Origin of the sequence: Amycolatopsis sp. ATCC 39116 (genome assembly GCF_000231075.2) — a bacterium.
GTDB classification, from domain to species: Bacteria; Actinomycetota; Actinomycetes; order Mycobacteriales; family Pseudonocardiaceae; genus Amycolatopsis_E; species Amycolatopsis_E tucumanensis.
This window is the reverse complement of record NZ_AFWY03000001.1, coordinates 17,125-42,655: the sequence shown is the minus strand read 5'-3', so window position 1 is coordinate 42,655 and position 25,531 is coordinate 17,125. Positions and strand designations below refer to the sequence as shown.

Here is a 25,531-nt window from a genome sequence, read left to right as displayed (position 1 = left end):
GAACCAACCACAGCGCGCTGGCGGCGGCGTGCGAGCAGCAGGCGGAACTGCTGCTCGCCCGCGGTCTCGGCCACCTGGGGCAAGCCGGGCCGGTGGAGGCGGACGAGCCGGCCGGGTTCGCCAGGACCATGACGCCCTGCCGTCGTGCCTCCCCAGCCGGCCAGGCGCTGAGCTACGGCCGCAGGACGAGCTTCCCGGCGGCGTGACCGCTCGCGCTCAGCTCCTGCGCCTTCGCGGCGTCCGCCAGCGGAAGGCTCTGCGCGATGCGCACCGTGAGCTTGCCGTCGGCTGCGAGGCGGGTGTACTCGCCGAGGCGGGGACCGAACGGGGCGCCGGGGCCGGAGAAGGTGACGCCCAGCTCGGCGGCCTTCTGATCGGCGATGGTGATGATCCGGTCGGTGCCGCCGCGCAGGTCGATCGACACCTCCAGGTCGCCGGCCCCCGCGGCGTCGTACACGGCGTCGATGCCCTGCGGTGCGGCCTCGCGGACCCGGTCGGCGAGGCCGGCGCCGTAGGCGACCGGGATCGCGCCCAGCGAGCGCAGGTAGTCGTGGTTGCCGGGGGAGGCGGTGCCGATGACCGTGGCACCGCGGGTGACCGCGAGCTGAACACCGACGGCGCCGGACACCCCCGCGGCTCCGTGCAGCAGGAGCGTGTCGCCTTCTCCGACGCCGAGAGCGTCGAGCACGCGGACCGAGGTCTCGACGGCGACGGGCAGCGCCGCGGCGAGGTCCCAGTCGAGGTCTGCGGGCTTCGGGCCGAAGTCGACGGCCAACGCGTACTCGGCGTACGCGCCGGTGACGGTCCAGCCCAGGACCTCGTCACCCACCGCGACGCCGGTCACGCCTTCGCCGACCTCGTCGACGACGCCGGCCGCCTCCACGCCGGGGGTCACCGGGAACGGCGGCGCGAGCTGCGGCCGCCACCCGTTGCGGATCTTGGAGTCGAGCGGGTTGACCCCTGCCGCCACGACCCTCAGCCGCACCTGCCCGGGTCCGGCGTGCGGCTCGTCGACCTCTTCGAGACGGAGGACTTCCGGTCCGCCGAACTCGGTATAGGTGATCGCCTTCATGTCTTGCTCCAGTGCTCGTCGCTCCAGGTGAAAGATCAACCGCCGGGACCGGCGGCGGCCGCACCGGCACTTCGACCAGTTCTGGCTCGGGGGCTCAGGAACCAGCCACGGTCGTGGGTGCGGTCCAGCCGGTGGATTGGATCCAACCGGCCAGGTCGAGGGTGGCCGGCTCGATCGCCCGCACGACCGCACGGTCCGACGGGTGTTCCGCCGCCTTCGCGAACTGGCGGAACATCGCCCGGTCGAGGTCGGTGGGAAGCACGCGCAACGGAAGGGCCTCGTACCGTGCCGGGAGCCCGGCGCGCGCGCCGAACGCCGCGGCGATCTGAGGGCCCGTCAGCTCGTCGCCGACGAGCTCCACGGCTCCGCCGGGTGCCTCCGCGGTGTCGAGCAAGAGCGCGGCGGCGACCCGGCCGACGTCCCTGACCGAGATCATCTTCAGCGCGACGTCCTCCGGCAGCGGCAGCCTCACCACGATCTCTCCGTGCTCCACGCTCGGTGCCATCTCCTCCATGAAGGGGGCCGGGCGAACCATCGTGGCCCTGAGGCCGGACTTCCTCAGGTACTCCTCGATCGAGTGCTTCGAGTCGTGGTGCGGCACACCCCGCTCCCGGTCCGCGCCGAAGACCGAGTTGAACACGACGTGCGGAACGCGTGCCGCGACCGCCGCGTCGACGAGCGCGGTGCCGATGCGGATCTCCGTCTGGACCTCTTCGAGGTTGTTCGCCTCCGGGGTCATGAAGTAGAACGCCTCGATCGCCGTCAGCGCGGCGGCCAGCGACGCCGGGTCGTCGGTCCGGATGGCCGCCAGCTCGACGCCGCGGGCGGCCAGCGCATGAGCCCGGTCGGATCGCGGGTTGCGGACCAGGGCCCGCACCGCGGCCTTGTGATCCAGCAGCGCGTCGACCACGGCCCCGCCCTGCCGCCCTGTCGCGCCGAAGACTGCGATCGTGCCGGTCGTCTGTGTTCTCATCGCTGCCACCCCTCACTCAGGGCGTGCGCGAGGTGAGCACGAGTTCGGTGTCGACCCCGGCGGTGGGGGGAGGAAGACGACGCGGCCGCGACGTCCTCGAGCTTGATCTGTTGTGGCATGTCTTCACGATGCGTCTGCGGCGCCCGGCTCACCACCGGTATCGCGCCAGGCTTTCCCGATAACCCGCCAGTGACGGGTAGCCTCGATCGCGTGTCCGACCCCAGCGGCGAGCCGAGCTTCTGCACCGACGAGGCGCCGTTGTCGGCGCTGCTGGCCCATGGCGCCGACGTGGCCGCGCACTTCCACGACTACGGCCAGCTCCGCTACGCCGCACGTGGGGCCCTGGTCACAGCGACCCAGGTGGGCACCTGGGTGGCGCCGGCCAGCCGGATCATGTGGGTGCCACCCTTCGCGGTGCACAGCAGCAAGGCGTACGGCGAGACGGACATCCGGGTGCTGTCGCTGCCCGTGACGCTGACCGGACAGCTGCCGGCCGAGCCATCGGTCTTCGTGGCGAGCGCGTTGCTGCGCGAGGCCTATCTGGCCCTGATGAGCGAGGGCGAGCCGCTGGAGAGCTCCCGTGCGCGGCTGATGATCGACGTCGTACTCGCCGAGCTCGCCCGCGCCGCACCGGAGCCGCTGCGCCTCCCGGAGCCGAGCGACCGGCGTCTCAAGGCGGTCACCGACCTGCTTCACGCGGACCCGGCAACCCCGGCGACCCTGGCCGAGCTGGGCCAGCGCGTCGGCTCCAGCGAACGCACCCTGAGCCGGCTGTTCGGCAGCGAGCTGTCGATGAACTTCCACCAGTGGCGCACCCTGCTGCGGATCCAACGGGCGCTGATCGAGCTCAGCGACGGCGCCTCGGTCACCGACACGGCGATCCTGCTGGGCTGGTCGAACCCCAGCAGCTTCATCGACGCCTTCACCGAGCTGGTCGGTCAGACACCCGGAAGCTATCGCTTGTCGGTTCGGTCCTCCCGCGGCTCCCATGGGTGAGAGGTTGGCGGGTTAGCCGTAGTTCCTGGCGGACCATCGGTGGCAGCCCGATGCCGGGGGAGCCTACGCTGGAACGGTGACTCCCTCCGCCATCACCCGGCGTTCGCCGCATCGGCGGCCTCGGCCGGTGCCACGCTGAGCGACCTCATCGTCCAGTCGCTGACGCGGCACAGCTCGTCGGAGGCGTTCGTCGCGGGCGACCGGCGACTGACCTACGCCCAGGTGCGGGACCTGGTCTCGCGGTACATGGGTGCGCTCAGTCGGCCCGGCGTCGGTTTGGGGGTGGGCGTCACCATGCTCAGCCCGAACACGTCTGAGTCCTGGATCGTGCAGGCTGCGACGTACCTCCTCGGAGGGCGCTTCACCGGACTCCAGGCCCTGGCCTCGGTGCGGGACCAAGTATCCGGCGCCCCACGACGATGGCGGTCCTGCGGTGCAGGAGGCGGGCGGCGAGGCGTTGCATGATGGCCTGGGTGTGCAAGCCGCTGGCGCACGGAACGCCGAGCGGGGACGAGCGTGCGAGCTGGAAGTGGAGTGGGTATCAGCGTTCGCCGAGGGCGATGATGTCGTCTTCGCACACGGTGAACTCGCCTAGGTCGAACCGGTCGCCTGCGGCCACGTCGTCGGCGTACCGGATCCAGTCGTCACCGTCGGCCGGCGGGTCCTGGACGGGCGCGGGTGGGGTGAATGCTGCGGTGATCAGCGCCCGCAGGTCCGGCCAGCGTGCCGCCTCGGTGCAGGCGCCAGAACTTGCGGAATGACCGGGTTCCAGGGCCTCGACCGCCACTCGCTCGCCGTCCCTGGATACCCGGCGTGACCCCGGCAAGGATCCGGCTGGGCGTAGCCGCTGGCGCTCGTCCTGGTTGAAGTGCGTCGCGACCGAGCTGACGAATCTGCTGCTCGGCACTCAGCCGCGTCGACCCGTTCGATCGCAGCTAGCTAGGGCCGCCGTACGGTTCGCGATCGCGCGGCGCGCCAGTCACGGCCGATTCAGCCCCCTGCAGTCCGGATTGCACTCCGGCCGGAGGGTGGATTGGACAGTACGACGGACCATCGCGGGCCGGGGTCGGCGAGTCAGCGCGTCTCGCACTTCGGTCGATGAGTCACCGGCCGGGTTGCCGGTGCCCGAGGCAGATTTCGATGAACGACCTGTTCTTCGGCGGCGCCGACATGGAAGTGAGATTGACGTCGGATTCAATTTCGGCCATCATGCTGACACCGAGAGAGCGGCCGGCAGCAGAGGACGGTATGGACAGTGACACCCCACGCGTGGCCGTCGCGACCGGCGCGGGCCGAGACATCGGCGGTGGGCTGGTGCGACGGCTCGTCGCCGACGATTGGCTGGACCTGGTGCTGGACGTCCATCTCCAAGGTGTCATCCGCACGGTCAGGGCGCCCCGGGGCTATTCCGCGGCTAAGACCGACCGCCGGAGCTTCACGAAGACATTGGCGACCAAGCTGGTGCGAAGCGACACGACGGCGCTCCAAACCACACCACATGGGCGACTCGCATGCCCAGAGATCCGCACAGGAGTGCAAGTGTCAAGAGCAGCCATCGTCGCCACGGCCGGTACCCCGATCGGGCGGGCTTACCGAGGTCCGTTCAACAACACCTTTGGGGTAGATCTCGCCGCCCACGCCATCTCGGGGCCGCCGAAGGGGCGGCCTCGACCCGAACCTCGTCGAACCCGAGCCACGTCGAGGACGTCGTCCTGGGCTGCGCTCTCCAGCAGGGGTCGACCGGCTTCAACGTCGCACGTGGCGATCGCCGCCAAGCAGATTCTGGTCGATGGCATGCGAGTGGCGATCGGCGGCGGCGTCGAATCGATCTCGCAGCGGGGAGCGACAGCGGCACAGGTGTCAGGGAGCTTCGCCGAGGAGATTGTCCCGATCAGCGTGACCGCCCGACGAGATGGGCATCGGGTCGATAACCGCAATCCCCGCATCTGCTCGAACAGCACGGCCTCGAGATCGGCGACATCGGCGTCTGGGAGATCAATGAGGTCTTCTCCTCTCAAGCGGTCTACTGCCGAGACGTGCTGGGCATCGCCCCGGAGAAGATGAATGTGAACGGCGGTGCCCTCGCGCTGGGCCCCCTACGGGATGACCGGTGCGCGGCACGGTCGGCCACGCGCTGCTCGAAGCACGTCGCCGCGGCGAGCAATTCGCCGTGGTGTCGATGTGCGTCGGACGCGGCATGGGTGCGGCCGGCCTGTTCGAACTGGCTTGACCGAACCGACTTCAAGTGACCGAAGGACTTCAATGGATACCTCGAACCTCTTCTCCCTCGCCGGACGGTCGGCCCTCATCACCGGCGGATCGCGCGGGATCGGGCGCATGATCGCCGCGGGTTTCCTCGCCCAAGGCGCCCGCGTATACATCTCGGCGCGGAAGGCCGACGCCTGTGACCAGGCGGCTGCCGAGCTGTCGGAGCTGGGCACCTGTGTGTCGTTGCCCGCTGACGTGTCGACCGTTGCGGGCATCAGCGACTTGGTCGCTCGCTACCGCCAGCACGAGTCGTCGCTGGACATCCTCGTCAACAACGCGGGCGCCGCTTGGTCGGCGCCGTTCGACGAATTCCCGGAGTCCGGCTGGGACAAGGTCATGGATCTCAACGTCAAGAGCGTCTTCTTCCTGACCCAGGCGCTGAAGCCCGACCTCAAAGCGGCGGCGACCGGCCACCCCGCCAAGGTCATCAACGTGGCCTCGATCGACGGGCTCTCGATGCATCCCTATGAGACGTACTCGTACCACGCGAGCAAGGCGGCGGCCATCCACCTCACCAAGCGGATGGCGTTGCGCCTGATCCAGGAGCGGATCGTCGTCAGCGGGATCGCTCCTGGGGCGTTTCCCTCGGCGATGAACAAGGATGCCCGCGACACCCCCGAGAGGATCCTCAGTTACATACCCGCCTCGCGGGTCGGCGAGCCCGAAGACATGGCCGCCGTGGCTATCTACTTGGCGTCACGAGCCGGTGACTACGTCGTCGGCTCGACGATCCCCGTCGATGGCGGGGTCATGCTGGCGCGATGAAAGTGCCGGGCGTTGCGGCGAACACCGCCGCAACGCCTGGGCATGAGGTCACGCTCGGTGACGCCTACGAGCGTTGCCTTTAGCGCCGCTGTCGGCCCGGGCATCTCGCGAGTGTCCGAATACTTCGTGCCACTCGCGGTGGCATCCCCGCACGGCTCGCCACCCGAACGCACTCGTCCCGGCCTGAACCTGACGTAAGTTTCAAGAATCCGTTGACGACCGCTGTGGCGGCAGTTACATTTTTCAAAGATGTAACAAAGGCTCGGGTGGAACCCTACGAGTCAGGAGAATCATGAGACCGTTCACAAGAGGCATCTCGTCGGCCCGGTCGGCGACGGTGCTGGTACCGGCGCTTCTCGCCGTGAGTGCATTGGTCACGGCGTGCGGCTCGACGACGCAGACCAGTGAAGGCCTGTCGCCGGCGGCGCTCGAGGGTGCACAAGCGACCGTGCGGGAAGCGGAGAAAGTCCCTACGACGATCTCCGCGACGACGCCACTGACGAAGCGACCGCCGACGGGCAAGTCCATCGTGTTCCTCCAGGACGGGACCCAGCCCAGCGTGGAGATCTACGCTGGAATCCAAGAGGCGGCCGAGGCTCTCGGATGGACCGCGCGGTCCATCAAGTTCGATCCGGCCGACCTGTCGACGCTCAACGCGGGCCTGCTGCAAGCGCTCACAACCGGGGCGGACTACGTCGTCGATTCCGGCTTTCCCGAGAGTCAGCTGAGCCCATCGACCGTCGCCAAGTTCAGGTCCGCGGGCGTCCCGATCATCGTCGTCGGCACCACTCCCGTGCCCGGGACCGACACGTTGCTCGGCGACTACGGCGATCAGAACCACTACGTCCTCGCCGGCAAGCAGCTCGCCGACTGGTTCGTGGCCGACGCCCAGGGGCAGGGGAGTGCGGTGGTCGTGAATCTCACCACCTACCCGTCGCTCACCTTGTTCACGGACAGCTTCTCCGCCGAGGTGACCAAGATCTGCCCGTCGTGCAAGACCGAAACGATCAAGTCGACCATCGGCGACGCACTCAACGGCACGTTGACCGCGCAAGTCATCGCCAAGCTCCGTGCCGACCGGTCGATCAAGTACGCGGTGTTCGACAACTCCGGCGAGATCGCCGGTCTCGACGCGCAACTGAAGACCGCCGGGCGCACGGACGTGAAGGTCCTCGGCCACGGCATCGACCCGGGCGCCCTGAAGAGCCTCAAATCGGGCCAGGCCAAGGCGTTCATCGCCTACAACTTCCGGTACGCGGGCTGGGCCGCCATGGACATCGCCGCACGCGAGTCGGTCGGAGATCCGGTCGCGAACCCGAACTCCGTCCAGCCCTCGCGGCTCATCACGAGCGCGACCGCTAACCAGTTGCCGGCCAACGCCATCTTCCGCGAGCCGGCCGACGGCCTGCAGCAGTTCAAGAAACTGTGGCTGGTTCCGGGCCCATGACGGACGCCGACGTGACCAGCCCAACCCTGCCATCGGCACAGACAGCCGGGATTGCTGCCGTGACGCCCGCCTTGGAGCTGCGCCGGGTGGTCAAGTCGTTCGGCGGCCGGACGGTGCTCGACGTCGAGGCACTCGATGTCGGGACCGGCGAGGTCCACGCCCTGCTCGGCCAGAACGGCTCGGGAAAATCGACACTGATCAAGATCCTCTCCGGCTACCACGTTCCTGATCCGCGCCCGGGTCTGACGCTCACGGTGTCGGGAGTGGACATTTCCCCGAACGCGGGTGACATGTCTCGACGGGCCGGGCTCCGCTTCGTGCATCAAGATCTCGGCATCGTCCCCGCGATGTCGGTCGTGGACAACCTCTATTTGGGTCGCGCCTATCCGACTCGTGTCCTCACCGTGAGAACCCGCACCGCACGGGCCGTCGCCCGGGAGGTGCTGGCGCGAGTCGGCCTCGGGGCGGTGGATCCCGACGCTCGCCTCGGCACACTGAGTCCCGCGGAACGGACGGGTGTGGCCATCGCGCGAGCCCTCGCCACCGACAGCGGCGCGGCGCCCCGCGTTCTCGTCCTCGATGAGCCCACCGCCACCTTGCCTGCACCCGAGATCGACAGGCTACTGGGCATCCTGAGAGGTGTGGCCGACGCTGGGGTCGCGATCTTGTACGTCACCCACCACCTCGACGAGGTCTTTTCGATCGCGGACCGCGTCACCGTCCTGCGGGACGGGCGAACGGTGGCCTCGGGCCCCGTCACCGGGTTCACCCGCAAGGAGATCGTTCACCACCTCGTCGGCAGCGAACTCGAGGAGCTGCACCGTCCCGCTCACTCGGATGCCGCGACCCGCGACGAGGACTCCGTGCTCGTCGTCGAAGGGCTCACCGGGGCCAGGATCCACGGCATTTCCTTCTCGATCGCGCCTGGAGAGATCGTCGGCTTCCACGGCGTGAGCGGCTCCGGCCGGGATTCGGTCCTGGGCGCCGTTTTCGGCGCCGAGCACCGAGATGCGGGATCAGTACGGACAGCGGAAACCGAACTCGTCCCCGGCCGGCCCGACCTGGCGATCGCGAACGGCATCGGGTTCGTCCCCGCCGACCGCAAGGCGCATGGCGGACACGTCGGCCTCAAAGTCAAGGAGAACCTCACCCTGCCAGGCGTCAGCGCCTTCTGGCGGCGGGGACGGCTCGACACGGCCGCCGAGCTGATCGAGACGACGACGTGGCTCACACGGTTGGACGTGCGCCCGGCCGCCAGCGCCGATCTGCCTCTCTCCAGTCTCAGCGGCGGCAATCAGCAGAAGGTCGTCCTGGCCAAATGGCTCCGGAAACGCCCGCGCGTACTCCTGCTCGACGAGCCGACCCAGGGCATCGACGTCGGAGCGAAGGCGGTCATCCACCGGACGGTACTGGACGCCGCCGCGAGCGGACTGGCCGTGGCCATCGCCTCCAGCGACCACGAAGAGCTCGCGGCCCTCTGTGCGAAAGTCCATGTCTTCCACCGGGGTCGCATCATCGACACGCTTGTGGGCGACGAGATCACCGAGGCGGAACTCAGCAGGCGACTGAACCCCTCGGGACACGGGCAGTCGCCCGCTACCGGAAGGACTCGCCCATGACCAAGCGTCCGAACCTGCAATTCGATCGGCTCAGCGGCCTCTACCTCCTCGTGGTCTTCGTTGTGGTGTTCGGCGTGCTTCGGCCGGACATCTTCCTGACCATGGACACCGTCCATCTGCTCGCCTCCGGTCAGGCTCTCAACGGCCTGGTGGCGACCGCCGTCCTGATCCCGATGATCTGCGGGCATTTCGATCTGTCCGTCGGCGCCAACGCCAACCTGGCCGCCATGGTGGCGGTGCAACTGCAGGTCGAGAAGGGTGTACCCGTGCTGTCCGCGGTCGCGATCGCCGTCGCGATCGGGATCGCGATCGGGATCGCGAACGGATTCATCGTGGTCAAGCTCGGGGTGAGCTCCTTCATCGCCACGCTGGGAATGGCCTCGGTGTTGACCGCGTTCCAAACCATGGTGACCAAGTCCCAGCTTCCGCCGGTGCCGGAATCGTCGCTGTGGTCGGCCATCACTCAGAAGGAGGTCTTCGGCTTCCAGGTCGTGTTCCTCTATCTGCTCGTGGCCGTCGTCATTGCCTGGTGGGTACTGGAACACACCCCCGTCGGCCGTTACATGATGGCTACGGGCAGCAACCTCGAGGCAGCGCGACTGTCCGGGGTACGCACCGATGTCTGGTCCTGGGCCTCCTTGGTGGCGGCGGGTGGGATCTCCGCCTTCGCAGGCGTTCTCTATGTCTCACTCACGGGGCCGTCGGTCTCTTTCGGCAACTCGCTGGTGCTGCCGGCCTTCGCGGCGGTCTTCCTCGGCTCCACCCAGCTGAAGCCTGGCCGCTTCAACATTCTGGGCACCGTGCTGGCGATCTTCGTGCTCGCCACCGGCGTGCTCGGACTCCAGCTGCTGACCAGCATTTCCTGGATCAACGACATGTTCAACGGCGTCGCGGTCATCGCGGCGGTGGCATTGGCGGTCGCCCGGCGACCGGGCGCACGGCCTCGCTTGCGCAGGCGCCGTGCGGCGCCATTACCGAGTGCTTCCGAGCGCGACGACACCGGGACCCGAGCGCCTTCCCTGCGGGCGTGACAGGCCCGGAATATTGAATCCGAGTACATTTCAGCTGAATTCGAGTCACTCACGTCTGGGAGAGCCGTCCAAGGTGAACATCGCAGCCAAAGTGTGGAGGCAAGCCGATCTCCAGGGGCAGAAGGTGGCGGTCAGGTCGGCGCGCCTCGACCTGTCGTACGCGGACCTGCGAGAGCGGGGCAGCCGGCTCGCCGGCGCCGTTTCGGCGGCGGGCCTGGAGCCCTTCGACCGGGTCGTCATGATCTGCCCGACGGTGCCCGAATTCCCCGTCGCGTACTACGGGCTGGGCGCCGCGGGTGTCACCGTCATCACGATGAACACGATGTCGACGGCGCCCGAGATCGAATACGTCCTCGTCGACTCGGGTGCGTCCCTCGTCCTCGCCTGGCACGAAAGCGCTGGAGCCGCCCGCGCCGCCGCCGAGGCCACGGGCGTGCCCTTCTGGGAACTGGGCGAAGGCGCGCATTTCGACGCCGCACCGCTGACGGACGTCCACGAGTTCGCCAGGGATGACACCGCGGTGATCCTCTACACGAGCGGCACGACCGGGCGACCGAAGGGCGCGGAGCTGACGGCCGGCAATCTCGACGCGGCGGCCACGATTCTGCTCGACGGTTTCGAGTTCCGCGTCGAAGACCGCTTCGCCACGGGCCTGCCGCTGTTCCACGTCTTCGGGCAGGCGGCCGTCATGAACGGCGCCCTCGCCAACGGGGCCTCGATCTCCTTGATCGCCCCCTTCGACGCGTCCGTCCTGCTCGACGTCATCCGCAGGGATGCGATCACCCTGGTGTCCGGCGTGCCGACGATGTGGAACGCCATGCTTCAGGCGGCGCGCAGCGGTACGCGGGCCGACTTCAGCGGACTGCGCTACGCGACTTCCGGTGGCGCGGCACTACCCCTGGAACTGCTGCGGGAGTTCCGGGAGCGGTTCGGATGCGAGATTCTGGAGGGTTACGGGCTCACGGAGACCTGCGCCATCGCCACCAGCAACGACGCCAAGACGACCAAGAAGCCCGGCACCGTCGGCCGGCCCGCACCCGGCGTCTCGATCGAGATCCGCGACCAGGAGAATCGGCCCGTGGAGCCCGGCGTCGTCGGCGAAGTGCACGTGTCAGGACCGACCGTGATGAAGGGCTACTGGAACCGCCCGGAGGCGACGGCCGCGGCGATGACCGGTGGCTGGCTGAAGACCGGTGATCTCGGCGTCCTGGACGCCGACGGTTACCTGAGCATTGTGGACCGGATCAAGGACCTCGTCATCCGGGGCGGCTACAACGTCTATCCGCGCGAGATCGAAGAGGTCCTGATCACTCATCCCGACGTCGTGGAGGTCGCCGTGCTCGGGGTCCCGGACAGCTACTACGGGGAGGAGATCGCGGCAGTCCTCGCCCTGCGGCCGCAGTCCGGTGTCACGGCGCGGGAACTGAAGGCTTGGGCCAGGGAGCGCCTCGCGGCGTACAAGGTTCCCCGCCTGTACCACTTCGTGGACGCGCTGCCCAAGGGGGCCACCGGGAAGATCCTCAAGCGTGACCTCGACAAGAACACCCTCCTGGCGGCTGCCGTCCGCGGTTAGCGGGGAACCGGACGCCGTCTGGCAGGATGGTGCGGCTGGGCCGAGCGGGCCCGGCAGGAAGGAGTAGCGATGGCGGCCGACGACCCGTCCACGGAGGTCCCGAGCCTGGCCGACACCACGGCACTGCGCGAGCCGCCGACGGCGAAGGGCAACCGCACGCGGGCGGCGCTGATCGCCGCGGCCCGCCGGGTCTTCGACCGAGACGGCTACTTCGACACGAAACTTGCCGACATCACCGCCGAGGCGCAGTGTTCGGTCGGTACGTTCTACACCTACTTCGCGAGCAAGGACGAAGTTCTGCAGGCCGTGATCGAAGCGGCGGAACACGACATGCTGCACCCCGGCCTGCCGCGGCTGGACCCCGAGGAGTCCTCGCCCCTCGCCGTGATCGAGGCGAGCAATCGGGCCTACTTCGTGGCCTACCAGCGCAACGCGAAGCTCATGCTGATCCTGGACCAGCTGGCGGCCAGCGACGCGAACTTCCGGGTCCTGCGCGCACGGCGCAACGTCGTCTTCGGGCAGCGCAACGCGCGCAGCATCAAGGAACTGCAGGACCGGGGCCTGGCCGACCCCGGGCTCGATCCCTACCTCGCCGCCCGCGCGCTCTCCGGCATGGTGAGCCGCATGGCGTATGTCGTGTACTGCCTCGGCGAGGAGGTCCCGCTCGACGACCTCGTCGCCACGGCGACCCGGCTCTGGGCCAACGCGCTGAGGCTCGGCCCGGACGAGGAGCAGTCCGCGCCGGGATCGAAGAAACGCTCGCCCGCGCGGCGCTCCGACCGGCCTCGGCAGCGGACCGGCCGGGCCCGTTCCTAGAATGACCCCATGGGTGCCGACCAAGAGTTCACCAGCGGTGGCCGGTCCAAAGCCCTGGACCTGGCCAGGCGGAAGTACCTTGCCGGCGAACGGCTGGACATCGGGCGCCTCGCCCAGGAGCTGGGTGTCAACCGGGTCACCCTCCAACGCTGGGTGGGCACCCGCGACGCGCTGATCGTCGAGGTCGTCTGGCCTCTCACGCAAGCCACACTCGACCGTGAATGGGCGAAGGTCGAGTCGCTGCCCGGACCACGGGTGCCCCCTCTCGTCGGCGGCTACCTGCGGGCCAACCTGTTCCACGGGCCGGCGCAGCGGTTCCTGCTGGAGGAGAACGAGCGGGCGATGAAGATCTTCACACTCGCCTCGTACGGCTACCAGCCACGTCTGGTCGCCGCCGTCCGTGGGTACCTCGAGGACGACCTCCGCACCGGCCGGGTCACCTCGCGGCTCTCGCTGGACGAGCTCGCCTACGCGACGGTCCGCATCGCGGAGTCCTACGCCTACCTCCCGACGATCACCGGGCAGGACCCTGATCCCGCCGGGGCCGAGCGGGTGCTGGATGCGTTCCTGGGCGGTCACACCTGACGGTTGACACAGACTACAAATTCAAAATATGTTGCATGTCGCGGCTCTCGCTCGCGACGTGCAAAGGAGCATGACAATGACGTCCGCTCATCCACCGCTTCTTCCGGTCGAGGCGCCCGGGCGCCTGGGCAACCCGGATCTCGCCCCCCGTACCGACCCGCGCATGAACGGCAAGCTGCTGGCGACCCTGGCGCAGTTCGGCCTTGATTCGGCCGCCGCCGATCCCCCGGTGGACCGCTCGGGTGCGCCCGCCGACATCGACGCCGTCATCGAGAACTCGCACGCCGGCACCGAACTCCTCCTCGACGCCCTTCCGAACACGGACCCCCGTCGCACGCTGGAACGGGTCACTCGTGCCGTCCGGACGATCCGCGGCGCCGACGACAATCCGATCGACCTCTACATCTATGAGCCCGAGGGCCGCAGCGGCAGGCTTCCAGCCGTCCTCTACTTCCATGGTGGCGGCATGACGATCGTGTCGGCCGACAACCGCGGGACGAGCACCTGGTGCCGCGAACTCGCGGCCCTCGGCCTGGTCGTCGTCGGGGTCGGCTTCCGCAACGCGCACCACCTCGGACCGAACCCGTTTCCGGCCGGACTGAGCGACTGCGTCGCAGCCGTCCGGTGGCTCGACGAGCACCGCGACGACCTCGGCGTCTCGGGCATCATCCTGCAGGGCGAGTCGGGCGGCGCCAATCTGGCCCTCGCCGTGGCGCTGACCGCCAATCGCGAGGGATGGAGCGACAAGATCGCCGGGGTCTACGCCTTGGTCCCCTACATCAGCGGGGCCTACGGCTGGCCCCTGGAGCGCAAACTACGGGAGCTGCCCTCGCTCGTGGAGAACGACGGCTACTTCGTGAACTGCGCGGAGATGGACCTCTTCGTGCACAGCTACGACCCGACGGGGATGCACGCGACCGATCCGTTGGCGTGGCCGTACTTCGCGACCCCGCAGGATGTCCGCGGGCTCCCGCCCCATGTGATCTCCGTCGACGAGCTGGACCCCCTCCGCGATGAAGGGATCGCCTACTTCCGCAAGCTCCAAGATGCCGGGGTGCCGGTCGTCGGACGGGTCAATCTCGGGATCACGCACGCCGCCGAGTCGATCTTCCGCGAAGCGTCGGCCGAGTACTTCGACGCGACCATCGCCGACATCCACCGCTTCGCCGGCTCGCTCTGAGCCGAGGGCAGAGGACAAGAGGAGCCGCAGATGAGGGTCTTCAGCAGCCTGCAGGAATTCGAGCGGGCCGTCGGCACCCGGCTGGGACATGGCGAGTGGCTCGAGGTGACCCAGGATCGAGTCGACTGCTTCGCCGACGCGACCGGTGACCACCAGTGGATCCATGTCGACCCGGAGCGGGCGGCGACCGGTCCGTTCGGCACCACGATCGCTCACGGCTTCCTCACGCTGTCGCTCGTCCCCCTACTGACGGAGGGCATCGTCCGGGTGGAGGGTTTTTCCGCGGCCGTCAACTACGGCTGCAACAAAGTGCGTTTTCCAGCGCACGTGCCCGTCGGATCCCGGATTCGTGCGGGCGTCGAACTTGTCTCGGTGGAGCGCGCCGCCGCAGGGGCGCTGTCCACGACGCGGGTCACCGTCGAACTCGATGGCTCCGAAAAGCCCGTCTGTGTGGCGGACACCCTGACACTGATGATCCCGTGATGCAGCAACGTCTCGAGGGTGAATCCGACGCGCCGGTGCTGGTCTCGATCGATGATGGGGTGGGCCGCATCACCTTGAACCGGCCCGAGCGGCGCAACGCGCTCTCGCCCGAGATGATCGACGGTCTCGCACAGGCGCTCTCCGAGCTGAACGAACTCGATGACGTCGCCGCCTTGCTGATCACGGGCGCCGGCCGGGCGTTCTGCTCGGGAGGCGATGTCAAGGCCTTCGCCGAGCAGGGCGGAGAAGGCGGAGGTGCGCCGGCAGTGGATCCTGCCGCGATCGAGCAGCAACGCCGGGCCCAGCGCGCCACCGTCGGGACGATCTACCGCTCGCCGAAGCCCGTGGTCGCGGCGCTTCCCGGCGCGGTGGCCGGTGCCGGAGTCGGACTCGCGCTCGCCGCCGACCTCCGCATCGGATGCTCCAGCACGGTGCTGGTCACCGCGTTCGCCGACATCGGCCTGTCGGGCGACTTCGGCACTGCTTGGCTGCTCGACCGGATGGTCGGGCCGACAAAAGCGCGCGAACTGCTCTATCTCAGTCCGCGGATCGGTGCCAACGAGTGTCTGGCCCTCGGCTTGGTGAACCGCCTCATACCCGACGACGAGCTCGACTCCGCTGCCATGAGCCTCGCCAAGCGACTGGCGCACGGTCCATCGCAGGCGCTGGCCGGAATGAAGGACAACCTCCTGCGTGCACCGCGGGAAGAGCTCGAGGACTCGATGGACGCCGAGGTCGCGCTGCACAAGGCGACCGGTACAACGGCGGACCATGTGGCGGCGGTCCACGCCTTCATGACCAAGCAACGGCCCGTATTTTCGCGCCGGTGGCGAGGTGCCACCGGCGCGAAGGACTGAACTTCCCACCCCTTGCCGCGGCCCCGGTCCGCCGTCGGCGGGTCAGGGCCGCGCGACCACGCGGCCGGTCGTTTCGCCGCCGGCAAGCCGCTCAAGGCCTTCGGGTACCTCTTCCAGTGCGATCCGCTCGCTGACCAGAGGTACGGCGGATCCCGCTGCCGCGAGCCGGGTCAGCTCATCGTGACATCGTCGCACCAGCGCCGGATCGCGCTGCAAGTACAACCCCCAATGCAGGCCGACCACGGAGTAGTTCTTCACCAACGGATGGTTCAGCGGCGCCGACTGGATCTCCCCGCCCGCGAAGCCGACGACGACGATGCTGCCCTCGAAGGCGATGCACTTGGTCGATCGCCGGTACGCCTCACCTCCCACGGGATCGAAGACGATGTCGGCACCTCGTCCTCCGGTCAGCTCGTTGACCACCAGCACGAAGTCCTCTTCGCGCCGATCGACCACGACATCGGCTCCCAGCCGACGCGCCGCCTCCGCCTTGCCGCTCCCGCCCACCACGCCGACGACGGTCGCGCCCGCGGCCTTTCCCAGCTGGACGGCGGCACTACCGACCCCACCGGCGGCCGCGTGCACCAACAGGACGTCACCGGCGGCGACACTGGCCCGCCGGTGGAGTGCGAACCACGCAGTCTGGTATCCGATGTAGAAGGCAGCGGCCTCGGCGTCGTCGAGTGTCGACGGGGCCTGGAACGTGGTCGCCGCGTCCATGAGGGCGAGGTCGGCGAAGGCCCCCGCCACGGAGGCGCCGATGACCCGGTCGCCGACCGCCACGCTTTCAACGCCCTCGCCCAGCCCCAGGACCTCGGCACACAGCTCGACGCCGGGCGTGAACGGCAACGTCGGCTTGACCTGGTACAGCCCGCGACACATCAGCACGTCGGAGAAGTTGGCCGCCGCGCCCAGCACTCGGACGAGTACCTGTCCCGGCCCAGGTTCCGGCTCCGGCACCTCGGTCAACGTCAGCGCTTCCCCCGGCTCCCCCAAGCGCACGACCTGCCACGCTCTCATCGGCCGGCCTCGGCGCACCGGACGCGCGACGTCTCGCCGGAGGCGTCGGCTGTTCTCACTGCTGCACACACAGGCATGTCGGACTCCTCGTTGATTGCCGGACCATCCTCAATCTACCATGGAAACTGAACCTGTATTCGGATTCATATAGTGAGGGCAGGAGCTGCATGAAGGTGGAAGACAGAGTCGCCATCGTCACCGGCGCGGCAGGAGGTATTGGTTATGCCGTCGCGCAACGATTGCTGGAGCACGGCGCCCACGTTGTCGTCCTCGATCTCACGGCGCAGGGCGTCGAGTCCGCGGTCGGCACCTTGGCCGCGCGCACGCGAGGACAGGTCGTCGGCCGGGCCGGTGACTGCTCCGCCGAGGATGACCTGCGAGCGGCCATCGATCTGGCCGAGACACGGTTCGGACCGGTCGACCTCTTCGTCGCGAACGCCGGCGTCGCCCTCGGGGGAGGGCTCGAAGCCGACGAGACCGACTGGGCGAGGTCAATCGAGGTGAACGTCATGGCCCACGTCCGGGCCGCTCGCCTGCTGGTGCCTGGCTGGCTCGAGCGTGGCCAGGGCTATTTCCTCGCCACCGCCTCCGCGGCGGGCCTGCTGACGCAGCTCGGATCTCCGGCCTACTCGGTCACCAAACACGCCGCCGTGGCGTTCGCCGAGTGGATGTCGGTCACCTATGGCTCCCGTGGGATCGCGGTCAGCTGCCTGTGCCCGATGGGCGTGAACACCGCGATGTTCAACGCCGGCATGGAGTCCGACAACGAGATCGCCCAACTGGCGGCAAGAGCCGTCTCGCGGTCGGGGGCGGTCATGGAGCCGCTTCAGGTCGCGGACATCGTCCTCGAGGGAATTAGCGACGAACGCTTCCTGATTCTGCCGCACCCGGAGGTGCTCGGCTTCCATCAACGCAAGACCGCCGACTACGACCGCTGGCTCGCGGGAATGCGCCGCTACCAGGAGACGCTCGCATGACCGGCCTCAGCGGTGCGAACCACCAGGTCCCGGCGACGCGTCGGACAGCGGTTCTCGTGGACTTCGGCGGTGTGCTCACGTCGAGCGTGCTCGACGCGATCGGCGACTTCGGGCAGGAAGTCTGTGGCGACCGGGCGCTCCCGCTTCGACTGCTGACCTCCGACATCGAGTCGAAACGGCTCCTCGTCGACCGCGAAGAAGGCCGCATCAGCGCGAGGACGTTCGAGACGGCCTTCGCCGGGAGGCTTCGCGCCCACGGCGCCGAGAGCGGAGACGGGGGCTTGCTCCACGCGGTGCAGTCCCGGATCCGGCACGACTCATGCATGATCGAGCTGATCGGCCTCTTGCGCGCCGCCGGCATACCGGTCGGCCTGATCTCGAACTCGCTGGGCGTCGACGACTACGCGGGCCTCGACCTCGGGACCATGTTCGACGCCGTCGCGATCTCGGGCCGTGAGGGTGTGCGCAAGCCATCGCGGCGGCTGTACGAGATCGCCTGCGAGCGACTCGGCGTCCCGCCGCACAAGATCGTGATGGTCGACGACCTCCAGCAGAACATCGATGCCGCCGAGCGACTCGGCATGGCCGGCATCGTGCACCGGGAAGCCGGTGCGACGACGACGCGCCTCGGTCACCTGCTGGGGATGGACATCACCGCATCCGGCGGCGGCAGCCGATCGACTTGAAACCGAACACAGATTCAGTTTATGGTGGCGGCGAGATGATGCCGTTTCGCGCGCTCGTCACTGGCCGCGGCGGAGCCGGGCCCGCCAACCGAGGAGAGTCGATGGACTTCACACCCAGCCCGCGAGCACTTGAGTACCAGGAGAAGCTGCTGGCCTTCATGGATCAGTACGTCTATCCGGCAGAGTCGATCTACGCCGCCCAGATGGCGGAGGCGGGCAACCCGAACTTCCATCCGCCGGTCATCGAGGAGCTCAAGACAGAGGCGAAGAAGCGTGGCCTGTGGAACCTGTTCCACCCGCACCACGACGAGGAGTGGGGTTCCCCCGGTCTCAGCAACACCGACTACGCCCCGCTGTGCGAGATCATGGGCCGGAGCCCGCAACTGGCGCCCGAGGCGACGAACTGCAACGCACCCGACACCGGGAACATGGAGGTGTTGCAGCTCTTCGGCACGGAAGAACAGAAAGAGACCTGGCTCAAGCCGATGCTTGCCGGAGCGGTCTCGTCGGCGTTCGCGATGACCGAGCCCGCGGTCGCGAGTTCGGACGCCACCAACGTGCAGTTGCGCATGGAAGCCGACGGTGACTCCTATGTGCTCAACGGCCGTAAGTGGTTCGCGTCCAACACGCTGCACCCCCATTGCCGGGTCCTGATCGTGATGGGCAAGACCGACGTCGAGGCACCGCCGCATCGGCAGCAGTCCATGATGGTCGTCCCGCTCGACACACCTGGCGTCACCGTCGTCCGTGGCGTGCCGGTCTTCGGCTACCTGGACCGGGAGGGGCATGCCGAGATCATCTTCGAGGACGTCCGCGTGCCGAAGACCGCGCTGCTGGCGAACGAGGGCGACGGGTTCATGATCAGTCAGGCCCGGCTGGGCCCGGGGCGTATCCACCACTGCATGCGGGCGATCGGGATGGCGGAGCGCGCACTCGACATGCTGATCACCAGGGCGCAGCGCCGGGTCACGTTCGGAGAGCCGATCGCGAACCGCGCCAACATCCAGGACTGGATCGCCGAGTCCCGGATCGACCTCGAGATGGTCCGCCTGCTCACGATGAAGACGGCCTGGCTGATGGACACCGTCGGCAACCGGTCGGCACGCACCGAGATCGCCGCGATCAAGGTCGCTGCCCCGCAGGTGGCACTGAAGATCATCGATCGCGCGATCCAGGTCCACGGGGCGGGCGGCTTGACTCAAGACTTTCCCCTTGCCCAGTTCTACGCCTACGCGCGCACGCTCCGCCTGGCGGACGGCCCCGACGAGGTCCACAAGCGCACGATCGCCCAGCGGGAGTTGCGGCGGCTGGCTCCCACGTCGAACGGGCAAGGCTGAGCAAGCGGTATCCGATGACGCGGACGAGGAAGGCGGAGCGGGTGGAGCGCACGACGAAAGACGACATCGGACTCGACCTGCACACGCTCGGGAGATTGCTCCGCCGCGACGGAATCGACGTCACCGGGGAACTCGCGGCCACGCGCGTCGGTCTGGGCCAATCGAACCTGACCTACCTGGTCGAGGACGGCGCGGGCGGCCGGTGGATCGTTCGGCGGCCGCCACGCGGACACCTGCTGGCCTCGGCCCACGACGTGCTGCGCGAGTACCGCATCCTGGAGGCACTGGCGGGCACCGAGGTGCCGGTTCCGCGAACGGTGGCCGAGTACCGCGACGAACAGCTCGCGGAGTCGCCCGTCGTGGTGATGGAGCACGTCGACGGTCTGGTCGTCGACCGGATGGACATCGCACACGCACTGGACCTCGGCACCCGCACGGCGATCGGGCCGTCGCTGGCACGAACGCTGGCCGAGGTGCACCGCGTCGACATCGACGCGGCCGGCTTGGGTGAACTCGCCAGCCGGGCACCGTACGCGGCCCGGCAACTCCGGCGATGGTCGCGACAGTGGGAGGATTCCCGCACCCGCGACCTGCCGCGGCTCGACGCGATGACCGAGCTGCTTCGTCGCCGGATGCCGGAGCAGGCTGAGGTCACTCTCGTGCACGGCGACTTCCACATCCGCAACGTCATCCTGGACCCTGACGGTAGCGCGGTCCGGGCGGTGCTCGACTGGGAACTCAGCACTCTCGGCGACCCGCTCGCGGACGTGGGAAGTTTGCTGGCGTACTGGCCGGAGGCCGGAGACGGGCCTACTCAGCTGTTCGCCGCTTCGGCGCTGCCCGGGTTCGCGACCCGCTCCGCGCTGGCCGACGCGTATCTCAAGGCGTCCGGTCGTTCCGGCTCCGACCTGGAGTACTGGCATGTCTTCGGGCTCTGGAAGATCGCCATCATCGCCGAGGGCGTGCTGCGCCGGACGATCGAGGACCCGCGTAACGCCGCCGAAGGTGGCCCCGCCACCCGGGAAGCGATCGGCATGGCGGTCGAGAGGGCTTGGGCTGTCGCCGAGGCTGCCGGCCTCGGCGACTGAGCACAAGCGAAGCCTCACGCGCCGGTAGGCGTTGCGCGGCAACGCCTACCGGCGCCCGTCCCAGGCGCGACGCAGTTCGGCGTCTGGGTCGTCGGCCACGGAGACGGTCTCGGCCAGAAGTGCCGTCGTGCGCGTCTCCTCGCTGTAGGCGGCCCAGCCGGGATCGCCGTTGGTGATGAACCGGACCCACACGCTGTGCGTGGACGCGGCGATGGCGCGGGCGGGGTTCGGCCCGATCAAGGGCTCGAGCTCCGGCCGGCCGGTGGTGTCGAAGACATAGGGCAGTTCGACCGCGTGGGCCGCGCCGAGACCGTGGTTCTCCTCCGGACGCGGCCGGTCGAACCGGTACACCCACGTCGCCCCTCCGCCACGTTCGCGTGCCTCTGCCATGCGAACGGCCGGCACAGCGTAGTACCAGTCGGTGACCACTTGCGCCAGCAAGTCACCGGGCGCCAGATCAGGAAAGTGCCGGCGGTAGCTGTCAAGCCCCGTCGGAGAGAGGCCGTACGCCGCCGATATCTCGGCCAGAGCCGTCTCGTCGATCTCGTCGATCGTTCCGGGGGCCACAAGGAAGAGCCTGGCCTCCTGCCTGTTGGAACCGGTCAGCACCGCGACGTCACGGCCTGCGCCACTCTCGAAAGCGTCCAGGGGGTGCCGCGGAAGGAGCGCACCATCGATGACAGGGGCGAACGGCAGCGTGCTGAGCGCGAGAGCACCCCACTTCGCGACATCGCGCGTCGTTTGGATCTCGGTGACGAGATCGGAGACGGCCTTCACCACCGCATCGAGGCCTGCGTCGGCGATCGCTGCGCGATCGGGTTCGGTGCCGAGCCTGTCGGCCAGCACGCGACTGACGGCGAGACCGGTCTCCGCATCCAGGGTGTTCGCGGCTGCCCCGGACTGCGCGATCACCCGCGCGAAGAGCCCGGCGGCCGACGGCATCGCCAGCAGTGTCGTCACCGCCATCGCTCCGGCCGACTGCCCGCCGACGGTGACCCGCGCGGGGTCCCCGCCGAAGGCACGGATGTTCGCCTGGACCCAGCGGAGCGCCGCGATCTGGTCCTGGAGGCCAAGGTTCGCGGTTCCGGTGCCGCGATCGGCCTCCGTGAACAGGAAGCCTTCCGCGCCCAAGCGGTAGTTGATGGTGACGCACACGACGCCGTCCCGGGCGAACGCGGAACCGTCATAGGCCGTTACCGCATTGGAGCCGTTCGTGAACGACCCGCCGTGCACCCACACGAAGACCGGCAGGGATCCACCCGAGAGGGCGTGCGACGGAGTCCATACGTTGAGGTTCAGGCACTCTTCGCCGGCGATCACCGGCTCAGGAAAGATGGCCTGGTACTGCGGCGGATACTCACCCTTGGGCGCGGTCGGCCCGCACGATGTCGCATCTCGCACACCGTCCCACGGTGGCACCGCTGCCGGTTGCTTCATCCGGTGCGCACCGAACGGTGGCGCCGCATAAGGGACGCCAAGGAACCGCGCCACACCGTCCTTGGTGATCCCCCGGATTGTCCCACCGGTGACTTGAACCTCGACCACGGAAGCCTCCTGCTACATTTTACAACTATGTAGCATGGTGACTCGCGTCACCGAGGCCGTCAAGGTGGTGGTGCCGCGAGGACGGCCTTACGCTCCCTTGGCAGCGATCGCGCGGAGGAGTGCCTCGAGGTCTCGTTCGCCGCCGGGGGTCTGTGCTCCGCTCGTCAGGGCCGTGCCCATGATCCGCTGGGCCGCCGGCAGGCCGACCAGACCGGCCCAAGCGTCGTTCTCCGCGATCAGTCCCTGGCCGTACTCGGTGGGCGGGAGTGCCTTCTTCGCCGCGGCGATCACGCCGTCAGGGAGCGCTGCGATCTTCGACGCGACGTCGGACACGTACGCATCGAGGTCCGCCGCCGGAACCGCGCGGTTGATCCAGCCGATCGAGGCGGCCGTGCGGGCGTCGACGAGTTCGCCGGTGAGGACGATCTCCAATGCCCGGTTCCTGCCCACTCGCTCACGCAGGTACTGAGTCCCGCCGCCGCCCGGCGTGATACCCATCAACGCTTCGACCTGTCCCAGTCCCGCGGTTTCCTCCGCCGCGTAGGCGAGGTCCGCGGCCGCGACGAACTCGGCTCCGCCGCCCCGCGCCTTGCCCGCCAGCTTGACGATCGTGACCTGCGGCTGCCGCCGGATCAGCTCCCCGATCAGCTGGAAGACGTTCACCCCCTCCGGCGCGGACGCGGCGAGGTCCTCCAGGATGTCCATGCGGTCGGCAACCTGCATGTCCACGTGGGCGAGGAAGAACTCGGGATTCGCGCTCTCGAACACGATGACCTTCACCGAGGAGTCCTCACGAACGGCGGCGAGCAGGTCCCGCACCTCACGCATCATGACCGCACCGAGTACGTTCACCGGCGGGTTGTCCAGGACGACCCGAACAATGCCGTTCTCGCTGGTCGCCCGCAGCGTGTTGTAGCCGTCCAGAACCATCAGAGTCGCTCCGTTTCGTCGTTGCCTGTTCGCTGGTATGCGATACATACTTAGGCTCGCGCGAGCCTCTAACGTCGTCAATAACGCACTTTCGGGACACCAGGGATCACGGAGGACACCACGATGCCCACCTCGGCTCAGCAGACGGCATGGACCTTCAGTGCGGACTGCCCGAGCCGTCCGATCCTCGATCAGATCGCGGACAAGTGGTCGATGATGGTCATGGCGGTCCTGGAAAGGCCGACTCGGTTCAATGAACTCAAGCGGCGTTTGGAGGGCGTCACCCAACGGGTCCTGACACAGACACTGCGCAGGCTGGAGCGCAACGGCATGATCCGTCGCACAGTGCTGCCGACATCGCCGGTCGGAGTGGAGTACTCCCTCACGCCGCTTGGAGAGTCCCTCCGCGACCCGTTCCTGCAGCTGTACGAGTGGACGGTCCACCACAGCGAGCAGATCATCGCAGCACAGCGCGAGTACGACGGCGCGGTCGGCGCCACGCCGCCCCGATGAAATCGGCGCAGTGACGGTCGGTGCCACCTGGCCGGGACCGGTTCGCTCGGCGCATCAGCCGATTCCCGCCGGCCCGCTCCCATGGACGTGTCCGCCGCGAGCCCGGGGGATCAGCTGGTGCTGGTCATCACGGACATGTCGCCGGCCCGGCCGCCGGGAGTGGTACACCACGCGGACGTGGTTTCCACCCGGGCCCCGTGCCGCGCAGGTGCGTCCAGCCGCGACCTCAGCGCGACCGGCGCCCGCACCTGGGGCGTAGGGAAGAAGCCACCCCTGAGCGCGAGCTGCGTGGATCTTGGTGATGCCGTCCGTCAACCGTCCTTTTCAGACCGGTTCGCGGCGGTGGCGATCTCGGTGCCTGCGAACCAGACGGCGCGTTCGCGGGTCGCCGCCGATCAGGACGAGGTCGGCTCGCAGGCCCGGTGCGATCGTGCCGCGTTCGGTCAGGCCGAACGCTCACGCCGCGTCGGTGGTTGCCGAGTGCGGGATCTCCGCGCTGGTCAGGCCCGTCTGGGCCATGAGCTCGAATTCGCGGTGCAGGCTTTCCCCGTGCCGCACGGCTCCAGGGGCGCCGGGTTCGTCGTTGGGCAGGCGAGGTTGGCGGCGCCGGCGGCGTGGAGGTCCGCGAGGCTCCGCAGGAGACCGTCGGTCGGGAACCGGCCGCCCAGGAGGCCGATTGTGAAGATGCCTTCCAGGCATGGTGACCGTGGGGGATCGCCACCAGTTGCACGGGCGTGATGACTCGGCACCGGAATCGACCGCGATGGAGTACGCAGCAGGGGAGACGGCGTGCACGAGCTCTACGGCCAGACCGAGACCGGGGCGCCGTGCTGCAGCGATCCGCGGGTTTTCCGACCCGCCCTGCGAGTCCCAGGGCCCTGGTACGGGCGGGTCCCGCTGCGCAGGTGGAGCGTGCGATCATCGACGACCGTTCGGTCCGCGACTGCGGCGTGGTCGGCGTCGCGGTCGAGCACGGGGACCAGGAAATCAAGGCCTTCAACGTCCTCGAGTCGGGGCAAGACGCGGATCCAGCAGCCATCACCGAGCACTGTTCGGCTCGGATCGCCTACTGCAAGGTGCCCAGGTACCTGCAGTTCGCGGCAGAGCTACCACGCCCTGGATCAGACGTGCGACCGCCTCCTCCCACTCATTCGCACGCTGCGGCGCGGCGCGGTGCTGCTTGACGGCGAGCTCGTTAGGCTGCGACGAGCACGGGCGCCCCGGATTTCGGCCGCCTGCAAGCCTGAATGGGGCCGGTCCGTCTGCGGCCGCGCGCTGCCGGAGTCGCACCCCGTCCGGCTCTACCTCTTCGACCTACCGCACCAGCGCGGGGAAGGCCGGCTCACCGCACCGCATGAGCAGCGCCGGGCACGGCTGGCCAACCTTGCCCCGGAAGCCCCATCGACCGTGCGAGTTCCCGCACACTTCCTCGGCGCGGACATCGCTGGGCAACCCTGCTCGAGGCTGCCGACGGGCAGGGACTGGAAGGCAGCGTGGCCAAACGTCTCACCTCCTCCTCCGTGCCGGGCCGGCATACTCGCGACTGGATCAAAACCCCGCTGCGTCGCACCGCCGAGATCGTTATCGGCGGCTGTACAGCCGGTGAGGCCGCCGCGCGGGGGGTTGCCCGGCGTCCACGACGAGCACGGCCGGCTGCTCTTCGCCGGGCACGTCGGCACTGGCTTCACCAACCGCGCCGTGGATGAGATGCGGGACCGTCTCACCTCGCTCGTCGGGGTGGTCCGATCCGTTGACGAGCAGACAGCGGGG

23 protein-coding genes and 1 pseudogene are annotated in these 25,531 nt (G+C 68.6%); 18 read left to right on the top strand and 6 right to left on the bottom strand.

Features of this window, described 5'->3' with window-relative positions; genetic code table 11:
• Window positions 1–172: 172 nt before the first annotated feature.
• Both AMY39116_RS0300250 and AMY39116_RS0300245 read right to left on the bottom strand, forming a co-directional pair.
• Window positions 173–1,072 carry an NADP-dependent oxidoreductase gene (locus AMY39116_RS0300250; RefSeq protein WP_020415694.1) on the bottom strand — a complete coding sequence of 300 codons (900 nt, stop codon included), beginning with the start codon at window positions 1,070–1,072 and terminating at the stop codon, window positions 173–175.
• 94 nt (window positions 1,073–1,166) lie between these two features.
• Window positions 1,167–2,045, bottom strand: coding sequence for an NmrA/HSCARG family protein (locus AMY39116_RS0300245; RefSeq protein WP_020415693.1), 879 nt, complete (start codon window positions 2,043–2,045; stop codon window positions 1,167–1,169).
• Window positions 2,046–2,255: 210 nt separating this feature from the next.
• Between AMY39116_RS0300245 and AMY39116_RS0300240 the strand changes: the two genes are divergently transcribed.
• Window positions 2,256–3,041, top strand: coding sequence for an AraC family transcriptional regulator (locus AMY39116_RS0300240; protein WP_020415692.1), 786 nt, complete (start codon window positions 2,256–2,258; stop codon window positions 3,039–3,041).
• Between the two features lie 541 nt (window positions 3,042–3,582).
• Here AMY39116_RS0300240 and AMY39116_RS0300230 read toward each other — a convergent pair.
• Entirely contained in the window at window positions 3,583–3,828 is a 246-nt protein-coding gene (locus AMY39116_RS0300230) for a hypothetical protein (protein WP_020415690.1), read from the bottom strand.
• Window positions 3,829–4,987: 1,159 nt separating this feature from the next.
• Between AMY39116_RS0300230 and AMY39116_RS48000 the strand changes: the two are divergent.
• From AMY39116_RS48000 to AMY39116_RS0300175, 11 genes and pseudogenes are all read left to right on the top strand, one after another.
• A pseudogene (locus AMY39116_RS48000) lies at window positions 4,988–5,122 on the top strand (acetyl-CoA C-acyltransferase); the annotation flags it as partial.
• Between the two features lie 181 nt (window positions 5,123–5,303).
• Window positions 5,304–6,074 carry an SDR family oxidoreductase gene (locus AMY39116_RS0300220; RefSeq protein ID WP_020415688.1) on the top strand — a complete coding sequence of 257 codons (771 nt, stop codon included), beginning with the start codon at window positions 5,304–5,306 and terminating at the stop codon, window positions 6,072–6,074.
• Between the two features lie 292 nt (window positions 6,075–6,366).
• Window positions 6,367–7,521 (top strand): substrate-binding domain-containing protein, encoded by a 1,155-nt coding sequence (locus AMY39116_RS0300215; protein WP_084505967.1) that lies wholly within the window; start codon window positions 6,367–6,369, stop codon window positions 7,519–7,521.
• Window positions 7,518–9,140, top strand: a complete 1,623-nt coding sequence (locus AMY39116_RS0300210; protein WP_157358329.1) for a sugar ABC transporter ATP-binding protein — start codon at window positions 7,518–7,520, stop codon at window positions 9,138–9,140. Before AMY39116_RS0300215 ends, AMY39116_RS0300210 begins: the two co-directional genes overlap by 4 nt.
• The gene (locus tag AMY39116_RS0300205; protein WP_020415685.1) at window positions 9,137–10,171 is read left to right on the top strand and encodes an ABC transporter permease; all 1,035 of its coding nucleotides are present in this window, start codon (window positions 9,137–9,139) and stop codon (window positions 10,169–10,171) included. Before AMY39116_RS0300210 ends, AMY39116_RS0300205 begins: the two co-directional genes overlap by 4 nt.
• Complete coding sequence (locus tag AMY39116_RS0300200; RefSeq protein ID WP_235716023.1) at window positions 10,119–11,744, top strand: AMP-binding protein; 1,626 nt, start codon at window positions 10,119–10,121, stop codon at window positions 11,742–11,744. Before AMY39116_RS0300205 ends, AMY39116_RS0300200 begins: the two co-directional genes overlap by 53 nt.
• A gap of 69 nt (window positions 11,745–11,813) precedes the next feature.
• Window positions 11,814–12,560 carry a TetR/AcrR family transcriptional regulator gene (locus AMY39116_RS0300195; RefSeq protein WP_020415683.1) on the top strand — a complete coding sequence of 249 codons (747 nt, stop codon included), beginning with the start codon at window positions 11,814–11,816 and terminating at the stop codon, window positions 12,558–12,560.
• 9 nt (window positions 12,561–12,569) lie between these two features.
• On the top strand, window positions 12,570–13,145 hold the full coding sequence (locus tag AMY39116_RS0300190) for a QsdR family transcriptional regulator (RefSeq protein ID WP_020415682.1): 576 nt from the start codon (window positions 12,570–12,572) through the stop codon (window positions 13,143–13,145).
• Between the two features lie 163 nt (window positions 13,146–13,308).
• Window positions 13,309–14,325, top strand: coding sequence for an alpha/beta hydrolase fold domain-containing protein (locus AMY39116_RS0300185; RefSeq protein WP_020415681.1), 1,017 nt, complete (start codon window positions 13,309–13,311; stop codon window positions 14,323–14,325).
• Window positions 14,326–14,355: 30 nt separating this feature from the next.
• Window positions 14,356–14,808, top strand: coding sequence for a MaoC family dehydratase (locus tag AMY39116_RS0300180; RefSeq protein ID WP_020415680.1), 453 nt, complete (start codon window positions 14,356–14,358; stop codon window positions 14,806–14,808).
• The gene (locus AMY39116_RS0300175; protein WP_020415679.1) at window positions 14,808–15,665 is read left to right on the top strand and encodes an enoyl-CoA hydratase-related protein; all 858 of its coding nucleotides are present in this window, start codon (window positions 14,808–14,810) and stop codon (window positions 15,663–15,665) included. Before AMY39116_RS0300180 ends, AMY39116_RS0300175 begins: the two co-directional genes overlap by 1 nt.
• A 42-nt stretch (window positions 15,666–15,707) precedes the next feature.
• Here AMY39116_RS0300175 and AMY39116_RS0300170 read toward each other — a convergent pair whose 3' ends face one another.
• Complete coding sequence (locus tag AMY39116_RS0300170; RefSeq protein WP_235716036.1) at window positions 15,708–16,625, bottom strand: NADPH:quinone oxidoreductase family protein; 918 nt, start codon at window positions 16,623–16,625, stop codon at window positions 15,708–15,710.
• A 227-nt stretch (window positions 16,626–16,852) separates the two neighbouring features.
• Between AMY39116_RS0300170 and AMY39116_RS0300165 the strand changes: the two genes are divergently transcribed.
• The 4 genes from AMY39116_RS0300165 to AMY39116_RS0300150 all read left to right on the top strand — a co-directional run bounded on the left by AMY39116_RS0300165 (window position 16,853) and on the right by AMY39116_RS0300150 (window position 20,773).
• Window positions 16,853–17,662, top strand: coding sequence for an SDR family oxidoreductase (locus AMY39116_RS0300165; protein ID WP_020415677.1), 810 nt, complete (start codon window positions 16,853–16,855; stop codon window positions 17,660–17,662).
• Window positions 17,659–18,348: an HAD-IA family hydrolase gene (locus AMY39116_RS0300160; RefSeq protein WP_020415676.1), complete on the top strand. Its 690-nt coding sequence runs from the start codon at window positions 17,659–17,661 to the stop codon at window positions 18,346–18,348. Before AMY39116_RS0300165 ends, AMY39116_RS0300160 begins: the two co-directional genes overlap by 4 nt.
• A 101-nt stretch (window positions 18,349–18,449) precedes the next feature.
• Window positions 18,450–19,685: an acyl-CoA dehydrogenase family protein gene (locus AMY39116_RS0300155; protein ID WP_020415675.1), complete on the top strand. Its 1,236-nt coding sequence runs from the start codon at window positions 18,450–18,452 to the stop codon at window positions 19,683–19,685.
• Between the two features lie 14 nt (window positions 19,686–19,699).
• Window positions 19,700–20,773 (top strand): phosphotransferase family protein, encoded by a 1,074-nt coding sequence (locus AMY39116_RS0300150; RefSeq protein WP_063710122.1) that lies wholly within the window; start codon window positions 19,700–19,702, stop codon window positions 20,771–20,773.
• A 45-nt stretch (window positions 20,774–20,818) separates the two neighbouring features.
• Here the strand turns inward: AMY39116_RS0300150 and AMY39116_RS0300145 are convergent, their stop codons facing one another.
• Both AMY39116_RS0300145 and AMY39116_RS0300140 read right to left on the bottom strand, forming a co-directional pair.
• A complete protein-coding gene (locus AMY39116_RS0300145; protein ID WP_027935503.1) occupies window positions 20,819–22,318 on the bottom strand; it encodes a carboxylesterase/lipase family protein in 1,500 nt (499 codons plus the stop codon).
• Window positions 22,319–22,405: 87 nt separating this feature from the next.
• The gene (locus AMY39116_RS0300140; RefSeq protein ID WP_020415672.1) at window positions 22,406–23,248 is read right to left on the bottom strand and encodes an enoyl-CoA hydratase/isomerase family protein; all 843 of its coding nucleotides are present in this window, start codon (window positions 23,246–23,248) and stop codon (window positions 22,406–22,408) included.
• A gap of 123 nt (window positions 23,249–23,371) precedes the next feature.
• Between AMY39116_RS0300140 and AMY39116_RS0300135 the strand changes: the two genes are divergently transcribed.
• Window positions 23,372–23,761, top strand: a complete 390-nt coding sequence (locus tag AMY39116_RS0300135; RefSeq protein WP_020415671.1) for a helix-turn-helix domain-containing protein — start codon at window positions 23,372–23,374, stop codon at window positions 23,759–23,761.
• A 737-nt stretch (window positions 23,762–24,498) separates the two neighbouring features.
• Complete coding sequence (locus AMY39116_RS47995) at window positions 24,499–24,945, top strand: hypothetical protein (protein ID WP_369794286.1); 447 nt, start codon at window positions 24,499–24,501, stop codon at window positions 24,943–24,945.
• The last annotated feature ends 586 nt before the right edge of the window (window positions 24,946–25,531 follow it).